Here is a 13,958-nt window from a genome sequence, read left to right on the forward strand (position 1 = left end):
CCCGAACCCGATCTACTCAGACGAGAGAGCCGCTGTCGCCTGAGTCGAAATCAGCGTCGTCTGCGCTGTCGTCGTAGTCAGCCTGTTGCACATCAGAGTTGTCGTCATTGCTGGCGACATCCTGCTGCTTGTTGTCATCACCATAATAGTTGTTGATGACGGTTTCCTCGACTGGCGCTGCGGCAGTTCCCGCACCACCGAGACCAGATCCCCAACCGGATGAGGCAACATGATTGGAAAATATGCCGCTGAGGGAATTGGCCAGCAGCATGCCACCGGCAACGCCCGCTGCCGCGCCCAGCGCCCCTTGCAGAAAACCTCCGCTGCCACCGCTCGCACGCCCAAAGGCCGAGGGCTGCTGGTTGCTCCAAGGGCCACTGGGCTGCGGAGCATCGTTGCTTCGTCCCCATGGTCCCTGCGCCTGAGAAGGCTGAGATTGACCTGACATGTCATTGCGATAGCTCGGCGCTGGCGCAGGTGCAGCGGATGCTTGCTGGGGGCCACCGAAAATCGAGCTGAGGAAGCCACCTTGTTGGGCGGCCTGTGGTGCGGGATTGCTGCTTTCGAGCTGGTGAATGCGCTCTTCCAACTGGCGAATATGTACCGCTGCCGCTTCAAGCCCTTTTTCCTGCACGATGACGGCTTGGGCCAGATAATAGGGGGCGGAGGGATCGTCCTTCACGGCCTGCGAGATCAGCGTTTCCGCCTGAGGATCGCGCGGCGTTGAGGATGCAGACTTGACCCTGTCGAACAGGGATCTGATGAGTTGGGTTTCTTCTGGTGACATTGGTAGCCTCCTTGGCGTGCCGAGAAACGCACACCAAGGAAGTAGGGTTCAATTTCGACTTTTAAAAGCCGTCTGCGCCTTACATTTTTGTAAGGTTGAAGACCTCGATCTTCAGCCGCCGAAGACCAGCGAAAGACCTGTGAGTGCGGTCAATCCACCGAGGATGCGCACTGCGACGGTGCCAAGCTTTGCAATGGCCATTCCAAGCGCGATGCCTGCAACATGAAGGCCCATAGTGGCGACCACGAAGCCGACGCCGAATTGAAGCGCACCTGCGCTGCCCAATTCGCCGCCATGCGCGTGACCGTGGAAAAGCGCAAACACGCCGACGATGGCAGCCGCAACGCTCACCGGAACGCGGGTTGCCATGGCAACCAGCAGGCCAAGCGCGATAATGGAGGCCAGAATTGCCGGTTCAACGAATGGCAGTTCGATACCGCCAAGAGCCAACAGAAAGCCGATTGCCATGGTGCTGACGAAAGCTGCCGGGATTATCAGCAGAGCCTTGCGATTATCTGCAGATGTAGCGATCTGGGCTGCCCAGATGCCGACGGCGACCATGACGAGAATATGATCGGCACCGAACAGCGGATGTGAAAACCCTGCCATGAAGGAGCCGTGTTCTTCCGGGTTCAAATGGGCGAAGGCCGGGAGTGTGGTTGCGGCCAGCGTTGCAGCAGTGAGTGATAGTCTTTTGAACATCGTTCCCTCTTCAATCTTTCAAACAGGAGGCAAGGCGCTTGGGTCGCCCTGGCAAGTCCAGATATTAACGATATCGTAGGGACGAATAGGCTGTCCATGCGTCATTTGACGGTGCCTTGTTTATTAAGCAGTTCCGCGCCTTGCCTTTTTCGCTCATTGTTTTACGACACAAATCACACTATGTCCGGTAGGTAATGAATTACGTTGGAGACCGCCACATGAACGAAGACGAAGACGACAAGAGCAAGGAACTGCCGATCGGCAAGGAAACGGAAGCGAATCTTTTCAAGTCGCGTTCGATCTTCATCTATGGCGGCATCACCCAGGAGTTGGCGCAGAAGGTTTGCACGCAGCTCGTGGCACTTGCCGCAGCCAGCGATGACGACATCCGCGTCTACGTGAACTCGCCCGGCGGCCACGTCGAATCCGGCGACAGCATTCACGACATGATCAAGTTCATCAAGCCGAAGGTTTACATCATCGGCACGGGCTGGGTCGCTTCCGCTGGTGCGCTGATCTATGTGTCGGTGCCGAAAGAGCGTCGTCTCTGCCTGCCAAACACCCGCTTCCTGCTGCACCAACCATCCGGCGGCACACGCGGTATGGCATCCGATATCGAGATCCAGGCACGCGAAATCATCAAGATGAACAAGCGCCTGATCACGATCTTCTCCAAGGCAACAGGCCAGACGGAAGAAAAGATCGCCAAGGATATCGATCGCGATTACTGGCTGGGCGGCGAAGAAGCCAAGGCATACGGTCTCGTTGGCCGCATCGTTGAAAGCCAGTCCGAACTTTAAGAGTTCGACATTTGAAATTTCAAAAGCCCGCGCTGGTCTCAAACCGGCGCGGGCTTTTTCATGTCTTGCTGGCCCTCATTGAGTTCAGGGAATCAGCCGATCACCACGCAGCGTCTCGAATAGCGCGAAGAACGCGTCATCCGTCGGCTGGTAATCCAGGAACCCCATGCGGCGGCTTTTGCCCATGTCTGTCACAACCTCAAGAGGGCGACCGAGATCGGCGTCCGTGTGCCATGGCGATGCCAGGCGGTTGAGGTCGGGTTCGGCAAGGTTTTCGCGGAGCGCGATTTTCTGCCAGATTTCGGCGTCATCCTTCATCTGCTCTTCCAGCGGAATGACAGTGCCATCGAATGGAGCGGCCTCAATGCCAAACCAGTCGGCAATGCGCTCCCACATCCAGCTCCAGCGGAAAATGTCGCCATTGACGATGTTGAAGGCTTCGTTCTTCGCTTTTGGCGTTTCCGTGGCCCAGAGCAGTTGCTTGGCCAGAATTTTGGCATCCGTCATGTCCGTCAGGCCATTCCATTGCGCGGAAGAGCCGGGGAAGCGGAAGGGGCGGCCTGTTTCGCGGCACAGGGTCGCATAGACGGCCAGCGTCGTGCCCATGTTCATGGCATTGCCGACTGCCTGACCGATGACAGTGTGCGGGCGGTGGACGCTCCATGAAAAACCATCACGTTTGGCCGCTGAGAAGACTTCGTCCTCTTGCGCGTAATAGAAGTTTTCCACGTCGAGGCGGCCTTGCTCCTCGCGGAACGGCGTCTGCGGCAACTTGCCTTTGCCATAGGCTTCGAAAGGGCCGAGATAGTGCTTGAGGCCGGTAACCAGTGCCACATGGCGTGTGGATCGACCAAAGCTCAGGCCATCCAGCAGATTGCGCACCATGGCTGAATTGACGCGGATGTTTTCGGCTTCACTCTCCTGACGCGCCCATGTGGTGATGAAAACGGCGTCGGGTTTCACATCCACAAGGGCTTTTGCCGTTTCAGTCGCGTTTTGCAAATCGGCCGCAACGGGAATGATGTGCGCGTGCTGCGCCGGTTTGCGCGAGAGGCCATAGACCCGCCAACCCTGTTCCAACAGAAGATTTGCCGTAGCGCTTCCCACGATCCCGCTTGCGCCTACCACCAATGCCGTTTTAACCATGCTCGAACTCCATTTTTGTAAGAGCTATAATTAGGCATTCCGCATAGTGTCGTGTAGACGGCACGGATTGGGGACATGGATACCAAAGGGTGACCACGATGAAACCGGGAAGCCACGAAGCGGAATGGCGCGAGGATTGTGCGCCGAGGCGCGTGCTGGAGCTGTTTTCGACCAAATGGACCAGCATGATCTTGCACACGCTGCATACTCTCCATGAGGGAACGGCCCGCACCGGCGTGCTGGAGCGAAGCCTGCCGGGCATTTCGAAGAAGATGCTGACGCAGACGCTGAAGGAGATGGAGCGCACCGGGCTTATTACGCGCCATGTTCACGCAACACGGCCACCCGCCGTGGAATATACTCTGACAGCACTCGGCAACAGGTTTCTGGAGCCTGTGGAGATGCTCTATGCCTGGGGCAGGGACAATGCCGATGCGCTGGATCAACTAGGAGAGCGGTCAACCTCGCGGCGCAACGCTCAGCCTTAAGCTTTGGAAGCAAGCCACAGCGTGTGGCGCGCACCGCCGCGCTTGCCATTGGCGCGAACGCTGACTTCGTCGGTAGCGAAACCGGCCTGCCGCAGGCGGCGCGTGAAGGCGGCGTCCGGCCCTGAAGACCACACCGCGAGTACGCCTTTCGGGCGCAAGGCGGATCTCGCGGCTTGCAGGCCATCGGCATCATAGAGGCTGTCATTCGATGGGCGTGACAGGCCATCCGGGCCATTATCGACATCCAGGAGAATGGCGTCATAAACAGCTTTTTTCGAGCGGATGAGCGCACCGACATCTCCGACATGAATGTCCACGCGGGCATCATCCAGCGTGCCCTTGTGCAAATCTGCCATCGGGCCACGCGCCCAGGCAACGACCGCCGGCACCAGTTCAGCGACGGTCACGCTTGCGTCCGCCGGTAATGCGCCCAAAGCTGCCCGCAGGGTAAAGCCCATGCCCAGCCCGCCGATCAGAATGCTCTGGTTCGGTCGCCCTGCAATGCGTTCGCATGAAAGCGTTGCCAGCGCTTCCTCGGAGCCGCTCAGCCGGCTGTTCATCAGCTCGTTTGAACCGAGCATGATAGAAAATTCCTGGCCGCGCTGCTTGAGGCGCAGCTCGGTGCCATCGCCCGGAATGGCGGCTCGGTCCAGTTCTATCCAAGGAAGCATCTGATTTCTCGCTGTGCATTTTATCAGATGGAACATCTACACGGGCAGACAGATGAGAACAACCGCGCCCTGCAGGCGGCCTGGCGGCCATATGCGGCTTGTCAGCGCTCGCGTTTTTTGATCTGTGACGGAGATTATCGTTTCCCATTGCAAGAGCCCCCATATGCTGAAAGATTTTTCGCTCCAAAGCCTTTTCATGGGGTGCCTCACGGCATTTGTGGGTTTTGCCAGTTCATTCGCCGTGGTTCTGCAAGGCCTGAAGGCTGTCGGCGCAACGGATTACCAAGCTGCGTCGGGACTGATGGCCCTGTCGGTTTCCATGGGCATCTGTGCCATTGTCCTGTCGGCCACAACGCGGCTTCCCGTCTCTATCGCATGGTCCACGCCGGGCGCTGCGCTTTTGGCCACGACAGGCATTATCGAGGATGGGTTTGCGGGTGCCATTGGTGCCTTCATCATCTGCGCGGGGTTGATCATCATTGCGGGTCTGTTCAAGCCACTGGGCCGGGCGGTTGCCTCCATTCCTGCACCGCTTGCCAATGCAATGCTATCCGGCGTCATCATCGGCCTTTGTTTCGCGCCCATCAAGGCCATCGGCTTCAATCCGGCGCTTGGCCTGCCCATCATTCTGGCATGGATCGTCGTCGGGGCCATCAATCGATTGTTTGCAGTGCCCGCAGCACTTGCGGCCTTTACGCTGGTCATGATCTTCGGGGTGGATATTCCTCCGGGTGCCATGGATAGCGTGCTGCAGTCGCTCGCGCCGCCGATGGAATTCGTGATGCCTGTGTTTCATCTGCAAGCCATTGTTTCCATGGCGCTGCCGCTGTTCATCGTCACCATGGCCTCGCAGAACATTCCCGGCATCGCCGTGCTCAAGGTCAATAATTACCATCCCGAACCGGGGCCACTCTTCGTAACAACAGGCTTTTTCTCGTTGCTGGCAACGCCATTCGGTGGCCACGCGGTCAATCTCGCTGCCATTACCGCCGCCATGTGTGCAAGCGAAGATTCTCATCCCGACCCCAGCCGTCGTTATTGGGCTGCCATCATCAGCGGTGTCGGCTACATTATTTTCGGCCTTCTGGCAGGCGTGGTCACCGCTTTCGTGGCGCTTGCACCGCCTGTGCTCATTCAGGCGGTTGCCGGGCTTGCACTGGTAGCTGCATTTTCCGGTTCTGCGGTTGCGGCTTTCAAGGAGCCAGACACCCGTGAAGCCGCTGCCATCACCTTCCTCATCACCGCATCCGGCCTGTCCTTTGGCGGCATTTCGGGCGCATTCTGGGGCCTTCTCGGTGGTGGATTGATGATGCTGCTGACGCGATTTGTGAAACGCCTGAAAAAGTGAAGATGCCCTTGCAACTGAAAATTTCGCCGCTTATAAGATTCGCATGACCCATTGCACCGCAACCATATCAGGGATGAGCACGCAGATTTCTGCGAAGGCTTGCCCATGCGGTGCACTCTCGCTTCTTAGCCTCGACCTTACACGCGGTTGCCGGGTCCAGTGAGGAGCGCCCGGCGGCCGAAAGCCCGCTGGTGCGAACGCTCCTCAAGTCAAAATTTTCATTTTACTGGATTTAAGACCCGTTAGGGTGCGCATTCGACGACGGCTTTCAGCCCGCGATGCGTGGAAGGAGCAAGATAATGGACGCCAAGACACCAATTTCCAAGGGCATGCCGGACGCCAACGTTAAGTATCGCCCATACCCAGTCATCGACATCAAGGACCGCACCTGGCCATCGAAAACCATCGACAAGGCGCCGATCTGGTGTTCAGTGGATTTGCGCGATGGTAACCAGTCGCTGGTCAACCCCATGGGGCATGACCGCAAGGCGCGCATGTTCAAGCTGTTGCTGGAGATGGGCTTCAAGGAAATCGAGATCGGTTTTCCCTCGGCATCGCAGACAGACTTCGATTTCGCCCGCTGGTGTGTAGAGCAGGGCGGTGTGCCCGAAGATGTTTCCCTGCAGGTGCTGGTGCAGTGCCGGCCGGAACTGATTACCCGCACCTTCGAATCGCTGGAGGGCGCTAAAAATCCGATCATCCATTTCTACAACTCCACATCGGAATTGCAGCGCCGCGTGGTGTTCGGCAAGGATGTTCACGGCATCAAGCAGATCGCGGTTGATGCGGCCAAGATGATTACCGACATGGCTGCTAAGGCCGGTGGCGGATATCGTTTCGAATATTCCCCCGAGAGCTTTACCGGCACTGAACTGGAAGTGGCGCTGGAGATTTGCAACGCAGTGGTCGAGGTGGTCAAGCCAACGCCAGACAACAAGCTGATCCTCAACCTGCCTTCGACCGTGGAAATGGCAACGCCGAACATCTATGCCGACCAGATCGAGTGGATGTGCCGCAACATCGACAACCGCGAAAACGTCATCATCTCGCTGCATCCGCACAATGACCGTGGCACTGGCATTGCCGCCACGGAACTGGGTCTGATGGCGGGTGCCGACCGTGTGGAAGGTACTCTGTTCGGCAATGGTGAACGTACCGGCAATGTCGATGTCGTGACGCTGGCGCTGAACATGTACACGCAGGGTGTCGATCCCGAGCTGAACTGCCGCGATATCGAGCGCATCAAGTCGGTCTACGAATATTCCAACGAAATGACGATCCCCGAGCGTCATCCTTACGTGGGTGAACTGGTCTACACCGCGTTCTCTGGTTCGCATCAGGATGCGATCAACAAGGGCATGAAGGCGATCAAGGTTGCCAACCACCCTGTGTGGGAAGTGCCTTATCTGCCCATCGACCCGAAGGATGTCGGTCGTTCCTACGAGGCTATCATCCGTATCAACTCGCAGTCCGGCAAGGGCGGCATCGCCTATATTCTGAACGAGGATTACGGCATCAACCTGCCGCGCAATCTTCAGGTGGAATTCCGCGAGGAGATCCAGCGCATCACCGATGAAGAAGGTGTCGAGCTGCCCGCCAAGCGCATCTACGAACACTTCATCGAGCGGTATGTGACGCAGTCTGACGCGCGGCTGAAATTTGTGGATCACCACACCTATCCAGCTGGTGATTTCAAGGGCATGCGCGTTGTTGCGGCTGAGATTACGGATAATGGTGAGATCAAGCGCATCGAAGGAAAAGGCACCGGCCCCATCGATGGCTTCATCAATGCGCTGTCGACCTATCTGGGCATCGACCTCTCTGTGAATGACTATTCCGAACACTCGCTGCAGCACGGTTCGAACGCCTCGGCCATCGCTTATGTCGAGATGGAGCATCCCGGCGGCAAGCTGTTCGGTGCGGGCATCAATACCAACATTGTTGGAGCATCGCTGGAAGCGATCGTTTCCGCCGCTAACCGGGTGTTGGAAGCGCGCGCGAAATAAGCATCATCCCCATTCCTGTGCTATCAACAGGAATGGGGACTATCTCCCGGATTATTCTTTGTTGCCCTGTTCGGCGGGGTTGGCGAAGCCGAGCGGCTTGCCATTGCTGTAAAACACCCGCACGTCTTCCAACTCAACGCCTGTGGCTTTTTCGTTGAGGCCGTAGCGTTCGCAGGTCACGTCCCATGTGCCGGGGCCACCATCGATGTGAAAGAGATTGTATCCCGCGCGTGGCTTCTTGCCGCCCGGGCCCTGGCTGGTGGAGGCTATGCACACGACCGGCGTGTGGTCACGCCCGCGATGGGTGTTCAGCCAGTAGACCGTGTTGAGGTGGGTGTGGCCGTGCAGAACGAGTTCTGCGCCACCGGTGGCAATGGCGGCGGCGAAGCGGCGAATGCCGATCATGCGCTTGTGGGTGGCCGCAGCGCCCCTGATGGGTGGGTGGTGGATCATGACAACACGAAACAGGCCTTTTTCGCCCGCTTCTTTCAGCAATTGCGCGGTGGCGCGAGCCTGTCTGCGTCCGAAATATCCAGTGGCGGAGAAAGGTGGCGTGGCTATCGATGTGGAGCAGCCGATCATGGCAACGGGACCGCGAACCCGCATATAGGGGAAAATCTTGCGGTCTTCGTCCCAGTTCTCCGGGTCTCCATCACCGCGCACGAAGGGGTACCATGCGGCCATGGCCTTGTCATGCGCGCCGGGCACATAGGCGTCATGGTTTCCCGGCACAACCGACACCTTCAGCGGGTCGCCGATTTCCTCAAGCCAGTCTGCGGCAGCGCGGATCTCGATGCCGGTAGCCAGATTGACCAGATCCCCCGTAATGGCGATATGGTCCGGCGCCCTGCTTTCCATATCATCGACGATCTTTTCCAGCGTATCGCTGAAAAGATGCTTGCGGCGGTTGAGACGCCAGTTCACAAACCCAAGAATGCGCTTGGATGCGAGTTCGCGAAAGGTGAGCTTCGGCAGCGGGCCGAGATGAATGTCGGAAATATGGGCAAGTTTAAACATGCGTTCAGACATAATCTATCCATGTTGGAGCGTACAATGCGAAATCTCGATTTTTCAAAGGGATAAGCGCTGAACGTGTGAGAGTGAAGCCCTATCCGGGGTATCTTACTTGAGTTGACGGAGAGTTGAGACGTGACTGAAAACCATGGGCGGGGCGAAGGGTTCCGGCAATTGCTGCGGAATGTTGCCAAACGCCTGCTGCACACGTTCTTCTTCTTTCGTCGCGGGATGACGCTTGGGGGCCGCGCCGCTTGCTTCGATGGGCAGGGTCGGGTGTTTCTGGTGCGCCACACCTATGTGCCGGGCTGGCATATGCCCGGCGGCGGTGTCGAGCGTGGCGAGACTTGCGTGGCGGCACTTCACAAGGAAATTCGTGAGGAGGGCAACCTTGTTGCGAGCTCTGCGCCTCAGCTCATCCATGTCTATTTCAACAACCGCACCAGCGACCGCGACCATGTGATGTTTTATCGGCTTGAGGTCACGCAAAGTGTTGCGAAAGTGCCAGACCGCGAAATCAGCGAGAGCGGATTTTTTGCTCTGGACGCTTTGCCTGAAGGCACGACGCCCGCCACCCGCAGGCGTCTTGCGGAACTGGCGGGCGACAGGGCACCCGATGACTATTGGTAGGTTTTAGCCCAGCCGTTCCCGGCCATGCGCCTTATCCAGATCGAGTTCAGGCCCGACAGGCACGATGCCGGTGGGGTTGATGGTCTTGTGGCTACGGTAATAATGCTCCTTGATATGCCGCATATTGACCGTCTCCGGCACGCCTGACGTCTGGTAGAGATCCCGCAGATACCCAGTCAGGTTTGGGTAATCATGAATGCGGCTGATGTTGCATTTGAAGTGGCCGACATAGACAGGATCAAACCGCACCAGCGTGGTAAACAGCCGCCAGTCTGCTTCCGTCTGGTCTGAACCAAGCAAGTATCGCTTTGTTGCAAGGCGCTCCTCCAGCATGTCGAGCGTTTCAAATATTTTGACGACGTGCTCCTCATAGGCCTCCTGCGTGGTGGCAAAGCCCGCCTTGTACACACCATTATTCACCGTGTCGTAGATGCGATCATTGAGGGTGTCGATTTCGCCGCGCAGAGCCTGCGGATAGAAATCGCTTGTCGACCCTGTCAGGCCATCAAAGGCTGAGTTGAACATGCGGATGATGTCTGCGGACTCATTTGAAACGATGGTTTCCTGGTGCTTGTCCCACAGCACAGGCACGGTCACGCGGCCGGAATAGACAGGGTCCGCCTTGGTATAGACCTGCCACATCGCTGAAAACCCGAACAGATGATCTTCCGTTGCGCCCGGCGTGCGGGCGTCGTCAGCTTTGAATTCCCAGCCATTTTCCAGCATCAGCGGATCGACGACTGAAACGGAAATGAGGTCTTCCAGTTTTTTCAGCTTGCGAAAAATAAGCGTCCGATGCGCCCAAGGGCAGGCCAGAGAGACATAGAGATGGTAGCGATCTTTCTCCGCTTTGAAGCCACCCTTGCCGGAAGGACCTGCTTCGCCATCTGCGGTGACCCAATTGCGAAACTGCGAGGCGCTGCGTTTGAAGTGGCCCTTGGTTTCCTTGGTGTCGTACCAGACGTCCTTCCAGACACCTTCGACCAGCATACCCATCTGCGATCTCCTTATGGTTGTTGGCGCACTGTAAGCCATGCGCGAGCGCAGGCGAACCCTGGAGGCAGTGAACAGTGCGTTTCGTTTATGATTCGCCACACAAGGTAAATGGTTCTGGCCACGGATTTGTTCTGGACGCGTCGGAATTTTCCTGATATCGGCGTTTATCACAATTCTGAGGAAGTTCTGCTTTATGACCGCACTACGGATGCTCCGACGACGCTGACCCGCCGAACGCCTTAACCGGCGCAGCCGTCATATCGTCATGTCCGTATCCAACGTTCCGGTCCCTTCATGTCCAAGCACGAACTTGTCTACCTCACCGAAGACGCGTCCCATGACGCCATCATCGAACTGATCAACGCAGAAGCCTTCGGGCCCGGCCGCCACACCCGCGCTGCCGCCCGCATTCGCGAGCAGGGTGCGCATGACCGCTCGATTTCCTATATCTGCGCCGATGACGGCGAAACGATTGCGTCGGTGCGCATGACGCCGGTTCTGGCCGGTAATGTCAAAGGCCATATGCTCGGGCCTCTGGCCGTGCGGCCCTCCCACAAAAATCTTGGCATCGGCCGCGAACTGGTGCGGATTGCCATCGCTGCGGCCAAGCGCAAGGGTTCGGAAGCCGTGATCCTCATCGGTGATCCGCCGTACTACATGCCGCTGGGCTTTGAAAAAGTGGCCTATGGTGCACTCGATTTTCCAGGTCCCGTTGATATGAACCGGGTTCTTGTCGTGCCCCTGGCTGCCGACACGCATGAGCGGCTTGTTGGCAAGATCGGCTGGCGGAGTTGCGCCGCGACCGTTGCCTTGGAGCTTGAAGAAGAAGGCTACGGCGCGCCACTGCGTGCGATCGGCTAAAGCTTCTAGGCCAGGGGTTTCTTCAGGTAGGTCAGAGCCGTCGTTTCGGTGAAACCTTCGATCTGGCCAAAAATCTCATAGCCGCATGCCTGATAGATCGCCAGCGCATCCGGGTTCATCGTGTCGATATAGGCACCCCTGCAACCGCGCTTGCGGGCTTCGTCTTCTGCCATGGCTAGCAATTTCGGCCCAAGACCCTGGCCTCTCATCTCTTCCGGGATGAAGAGGAGCGATGTGTAGAGCCAGCCACGCGCCGTATGGCCGCTGAGCCCCCCCGTCACGATGCCTTCCGCATTGCGCAGGGAAATGACAAGCTCACGCCAATCACTCGGGCCAAAGCGTTCTACATTATAGGCTTTCAGAGCCGACAGAATTGCGGCTTCGCTTTCCTTATCCGGCCCGTCGCTGATGGTGATCTGAGGTTCCGTCATCGTCCTTCACGCCACCAGAGTGCGGAAAATGCCATCAGCAGGGCCGCAAGGCCTGCAAAACCGGCAAAGAGCGGCAGCGTGTTGACGCCCTTCAGCACCGTTTCATCGGTCAGGCGAATGAGCATGCGGTCATTGTCTGCAACACGAATGTCTCCGCGAACCGGCAGAAATTCTGGCAACACCACACGACCGTCATCATTGACCACGCGGTGGATGCTGCCTTTCGTGGCATCGACCAATGGCTTCAACGGCTCGGTGGTCGAGATCATCGCCTTGAATTCCGGCGCATCGACAGCGCCGACATGGACAAGCGTGGTGAATTCGCCGTTGGAGATTTCGTAGAGGCCGGTTTCATCCATGCGCCGCTCGATCTTGTAGAGACCGGGCTCTGCCTCGGTGAATGCCATGGTTTCTGTCTTGCGGGTGGGGAACCTGACGGTGGCATTGCCGGGATTGTCGCCAATGGTCTGGCGCGTGATTTCCAATGCGCGGCCATTGGCACGCGCCGTCAGCGCCTCTTCCTCAAGTTCCGGTTCCTTCATCAGCCAGTGGGCGATGCGGCGGTATAGCCCCACATGCGGCCCGCCGCCTTCATAACCACGCGCCCACAGCCAACCCTGATCAGAGAGGAGCATGGCGACACGGCCTTCGCCCTGCCTGTTCAGCACGAGAAGCGGGTCCTGCCCATCTCCCAGCATCACGGTCTGGCCCTGCGGTTGCTCGACGCCGACAGTGCGGAACCAGCGGCCCCATTGCGGCGGCTCCTGGCCTGATCCTTCCAGTCCTCGCGTTACGGGGTGCTTCTTGCCTGCTTCAGACAGGCGCGGGTAAAAGGCGGATTGATGGACCTCGCCGGTGGGCTGCGCGGGTAAAACGGAGGCCAGCGGCGTCATGGCAATGGAATCCTGGCCCGCATGTTCAGGGCCTGCAGCAATCAAAAGCGCGCCGCCCTTTTCCACATATTGGGCGATGTAATCATAATAGAGGATCGGCAGCACACCGCGATGCTGGTAGCGATCAAAGATGATGAGATCGAAATCCTCGATCTTTTCCACAAACAGTTCGCGTGTGGGGAAGGCGATCAGCGAAAGCTCGTTGATAGGCGTTCCATCCTGCTTTTCCGGCGGGCGCAGAATGGTGAAGTGAACCAGATCAACCGATGTGTCCGATTTCAGCAGGTTGCGCCATGCGCGTTCGCCCGCATGGGGTTCGCCGGATACCAGCAGCACGCGCAGGTTCTGGCGGATACCTTCGATGACGTGGACGGCGCGGTTGTTGGTGGTCGTCACCTCACCGGGAAGCTCGGCCACGGAAAATTCCATGACGTTGTTGCCGCCGCGTGGAACCTTGAACTGGAACGGCACCGGCTGGCCGGGCGTCGCCTGAATTCTGGCGAGTTCCTGACCGTTCATCTTGATGGTGACATCTGCCTGGCCACCTTGCGAGCGACCATCATCGAAAACTCGCAGCGTCAGTTCCTGCTGTTCGTTGACGATGCCAAAGCGCGGTGCGCGCACCACTTCGATGCGCCTGTCGAATTCATTGGCGCGGCCGGTGATGAGGCCGTGGACAGGGGCCTTCACACCCAGCGTCTGCTCGATGTCCGATGTGACGTTTGGAATGTCATGGATCTGGCCGTCGCTCAGGAAAATCGCACCGCCGACGCGCGTGGGTGACACATCCGATATGGCAGCCGCAAAGGACGAGAACAGGTTCGTGGCTGGTGAATCGCTGTTGGCATCGTTGGTGACTTCCACAATGCGCGGTTCGATGCGCGGGAAGCGGGCGAGACGCTCGCGCAGGGCGGCAAGCGCCTGATCCGTCTGTTCCGGGCGTTGCTGCACGTCCTGACTTTGCGAACGATCGACGATGACGGGAACGATGGTGGAAAGCGGTTCGCGTTCCTCATTGCTCAAAAGCGGGTTGGAGATGGCCAGCAGCAATGCGGCGAGCGCCAGCCCACGCAGCCATGCGCCGCGCACGCCACGCCAAAGGCCGATGATGGCCAGCAGAAACGCTGCGGCGGCGAGCACAGCAATCAGAACCCAAGGCAGGAAGGGGGAAAAGGCCAGTGTCAT

The 13,958-nt window shown here is 58.2% G+C and carries 14 protein-coding genes; 6 read left to right on the forward strand and 8 right to left on the reverse strand.

The annotated features are described in order from the left end of the window. Positions 1 to 16: 16 nt before the first annotated feature. Together IFT53_RS07265 and IFT53_RS07270 are read right to left on the reverse strand one after the other, a co-directional pair. Positions 17 to 787 (reverse strand): DUF2076 domain-containing protein, encoded by a 771-nt coding sequence (locus IFT53_RS07265; RefSeq protein ID WP_192064219.1) that lies wholly within the window; start codon positions 785 to 787, stop codon positions 17 to 19. Between the two features lie 111 nt (positions 788 to 898). Continuing rightward, positions 899 to 1,489, reverse strand: a complete 591-nt coding sequence (locus tag IFT53_RS07270; RefSeq protein ID WP_192064218.1) for a HupE/UreJ family protein — start codon at positions 1,487 to 1,489, stop codon at positions 899 to 901. Between the two features lie 218 nt (positions 1,490 to 1,707). Here IFT53_RS07270 and IFT53_RS07275 point away from each other — a divergent pair, with 218 nt between their 5' ends. After that, positions 1,708 to 2,289 (forward strand): ATP-dependent Clp protease proteolytic subunit, encoded by a 582-nt coding sequence (locus tag IFT53_RS07275; protein ID WP_042617342.1) that lies wholly within the window; start codon positions 1,708 to 1,710, stop codon positions 2,287 to 2,289. A gap of 84 nt (positions 2,290 to 2,373) precedes the next feature. Here IFT53_RS07275 and IFT53_RS07280 read toward each other — a convergent pair whose 3' ends face one another. Continuing rightward, positions 2,374 to 3,435, reverse strand: coding sequence for an SDR family oxidoreductase (locus IFT53_RS07280; RefSeq protein ID WP_192064217.1), 1,062 nt, complete (start codon positions 3,433 to 3,435; stop codon positions 2,374 to 2,376). A gap of 98 nt (positions 3,436 to 3,533) precedes the next feature. On the opposite strand from IFT53_RS07280, the gene IFT53_RS07285 reads away from it, so the two are divergent. After that, a complete protein-coding gene (locus IFT53_RS07285) occupies positions 3,534 to 3,923 on the forward strand; it encodes a winged helix-turn-helix transcriptional regulator (protein WP_192064216.1) in 390 nt (129 codons plus the stop codon). Here IFT53_RS07285 and IFT53_RS07290 read toward each other — a convergent pair. Next, a complete protein-coding gene (locus tag IFT53_RS07290) occupies positions 3,920 to 4,594 on the reverse strand; it encodes a spermidine synthase (RefSeq protein ID WP_192064215.1) in 675 nt (224 codons plus the stop codon). The two genes, IFT53_RS07285 and IFT53_RS07290, sit on opposite strands and share 4 nt — an antisense overlap. Positions 4,595 to 4,757: 163 nt before the next feature. Here IFT53_RS07290 and IFT53_RS07295 point away from each other — a divergent pair, with 163 nt between their 5' ends. Both IFT53_RS07295 and leuA read left to right on the forward strand, forming a co-directional pair. After that, positions 4,758 to 5,942, forward strand: a complete 1,185-nt coding sequence (locus IFT53_RS07295; protein WP_192064214.1) for a benzoate/H(+) symporter BenE family transporter — start codon at positions 4,758 to 4,760, stop codon at positions 5,940 to 5,942. Positions 5,943 to 6,241: 299 nt separating this feature from the next. Next, positions 6,242 to 7,948: a 2-isopropylmalate synthase gene (gene leuA, locus IFT53_RS07300; RefSeq protein ID WP_192064213.1), complete on the forward strand. Its 1,707-nt coding sequence runs from the start codon at positions 6,242 to 6,244 to the stop codon at positions 7,946 to 7,948. A 51-nt stretch (positions 7,949 to 7,999) separates the two neighbouring features. On the opposite strand, the gene IFT53_RS07305 is transcribed toward leuA, so the two are convergent. Next, positions 8,000 to 8,965, reverse strand: coding sequence for a metallophosphoesterase family protein (locus IFT53_RS07305; protein WP_192064479.1), 966 nt, complete (start codon positions 8,963 to 8,965; stop codon positions 8,000 to 8,002). A 228-nt stretch (positions 8,966 to 9,193) separates the two neighbouring features. Here IFT53_RS07305 and IFT53_RS07310 point away from each other — a divergent pair, with 228 nt between their 5' ends. Further along, the gene (locus IFT53_RS07310; protein WP_192064478.1) at positions 9,194 to 9,592 is read left to right on the forward strand and encodes an NUDIX domain-containing protein; all 399 of its coding nucleotides are present in this window, start codon (positions 9,194 to 9,196) and stop codon (positions 9,590 to 9,592) included. A 3-nt stretch (positions 9,593 to 9,595) separates the two neighbouring features. Here IFT53_RS07310 and IFT53_RS07315 read toward each other — a convergent pair whose 3' ends face one another. Further along, positions 9,596 to 10,588: a glutathione S-transferase family protein gene (locus IFT53_RS07315; RefSeq protein ID WP_192064212.1), complete on the reverse strand. Its 993-nt coding sequence runs from the start codon at positions 10,586 to 10,588 to the stop codon at positions 9,596 to 9,598. Between the two features lie 294 nt (positions 10,589 to 10,882). Here IFT53_RS07315 and IFT53_RS07320 point away from each other — a divergent pair, with 294 nt between their 5' ends. After that, positions 10,883 to 11,449, forward strand: a complete 567-nt coding sequence (locus tag IFT53_RS07320) for a GNAT family N-acetyltransferase (RefSeq protein ID WP_192064211.1) — start codon at positions 10,883 to 10,885, stop codon at positions 11,447 to 11,449. 5 nt (positions 11,450 to 11,454) lie between these two features. Here IFT53_RS07320 and IFT53_RS07325 read toward each other — a convergent pair whose 3' ends face one another. Both IFT53_RS07325 and IFT53_RS07330 read right to left on the reverse strand, forming a co-directional pair. Then, on the reverse strand, positions 11,455 to 11,880 hold the full coding sequence (locus IFT53_RS07325) for a GNAT family N-acetyltransferase (RefSeq protein ID WP_192064210.1): 426 nt from the start codon (positions 11,878 to 11,880) through the stop codon (positions 11,455 to 11,457). Next, positions 11,877 to 13,958, reverse strand: coding sequence for a hypothetical protein (locus IFT53_RS07330; RefSeq protein WP_192064209.1), 2,082 nt, complete (start codon positions 13,956 to 13,958; stop codon positions 11,877 to 11,879). The genes IFT53_RS07325 and IFT53_RS07330 overlap by 4 nt, the downstream gene beginning before the upstream one ends.

This window comes from Rhizobium sp. CFBP 13644 (assembly GCF_014842165.1).
Classification (GTDB): domain Bacteria; phylum Pseudomonadota; class Alphaproteobacteria; order Rhizobiales; family Rhizobiaceae; genus Agrobacterium; species Agrobacterium tumefaciens_C.

Excerpts from the sequence above, each read along its gene's own strand:
- IFT53_RS07290 (WP_192064215.1), bottom strand. The coding sequence starts at position 4,594 with ATGCTTCCTTGGATAGAACTGGACCGAGCCGCCATTCCGGGCGATGGC.
- IFT53_RS07305 (WP_192064479.1), bottom strand. The coding sequence starts at position 8,965 with ATGTTTAAACTTGCCCATATTTCCGACATTCATCTCGGCCCGCTGCCG.
- IFT53_RS07330 (WP_192064209.1), bottom strand. The coding sequence starts at position 13,958 with ATGACACTGGCCTTTTCCCCCTTCCTGCCTTGGGTTCTGATTGCTGTG.
- IFT53_RS07285 (WP_192064216.1), top strand. The coding sequence starts at position 3,534 with ATGAAACCGGGAAGCCACGAAGCGGAATGGCGCGAGGATTGTGCGCCG.
- leuA (WP_192064213.1), top strand. The coding sequence starts at position 6,242 with ATGGACGCCAAGACACCAATTTCCAAGGGCATGCCGGACGCCAACGTT.
- IFT53_RS07315 (WP_192064212.1), bottom strand. The coding sequence starts at position 10,588 with ATGGGTATGCTGGTCGAAGGTGTCTGGAAGGACGTCTGGTACGACACC.
- IFT53_RS07275 (WP_042617342.1), top strand. The coding sequence starts at position 1,708 with ATGAACGAAGACGAAGACGACAAGAGCAAGGAACTGCCGATCGGCAAG.
- IFT53_RS07325 (WP_192064210.1), bottom strand. The coding sequence starts at position 11,880 with ATGACGGAACCTCAGATCACCATCAGCGACGGGCCGGATAAGGAAAGC.
- IFT53_RS07265 (WP_192064219.1), bottom strand. The coding sequence starts at position 787 with ATGTCACCAGAAGAAACCCAACTCATCAGATCCCTGTTCGACAGGGTC.
- IFT53_RS07310 (WP_192064478.1), top strand. The coding sequence starts at position 9,194 with ATGACGCTTGGGGGCCGCGCCGCTTGCTTCGATGGGCAGGGTCGGGTG.
- IFT53_RS07280 (WP_192064217.1), bottom strand. The coding sequence starts at position 3,435 with ATGGTTAAAACGGCATTGGTGGTAGGCGCAAGCGGGATCGTGGGAAGC.
- IFT53_RS07270 (WP_192064218.1), bottom strand. The coding sequence starts at position 1,489 with ATGTTCAAAAGACTATCACTCACTGCTGCAACGCTGGCCGCAACCACA.
- IFT53_RS07320 (WP_192064211.1), top strand. The coding sequence starts at position 10,883 with ATGTCCAAGCACGAACTTGTCTACCTCACCGAAGACGCGTCCCATGAC.
- IFT53_RS07295 (WP_192064214.1), top strand. The coding sequence starts at position 4,758 with ATGCTGAAAGATTTTTCGCTCCAAAGCCTTTTCATGGGGTGCCTCACG.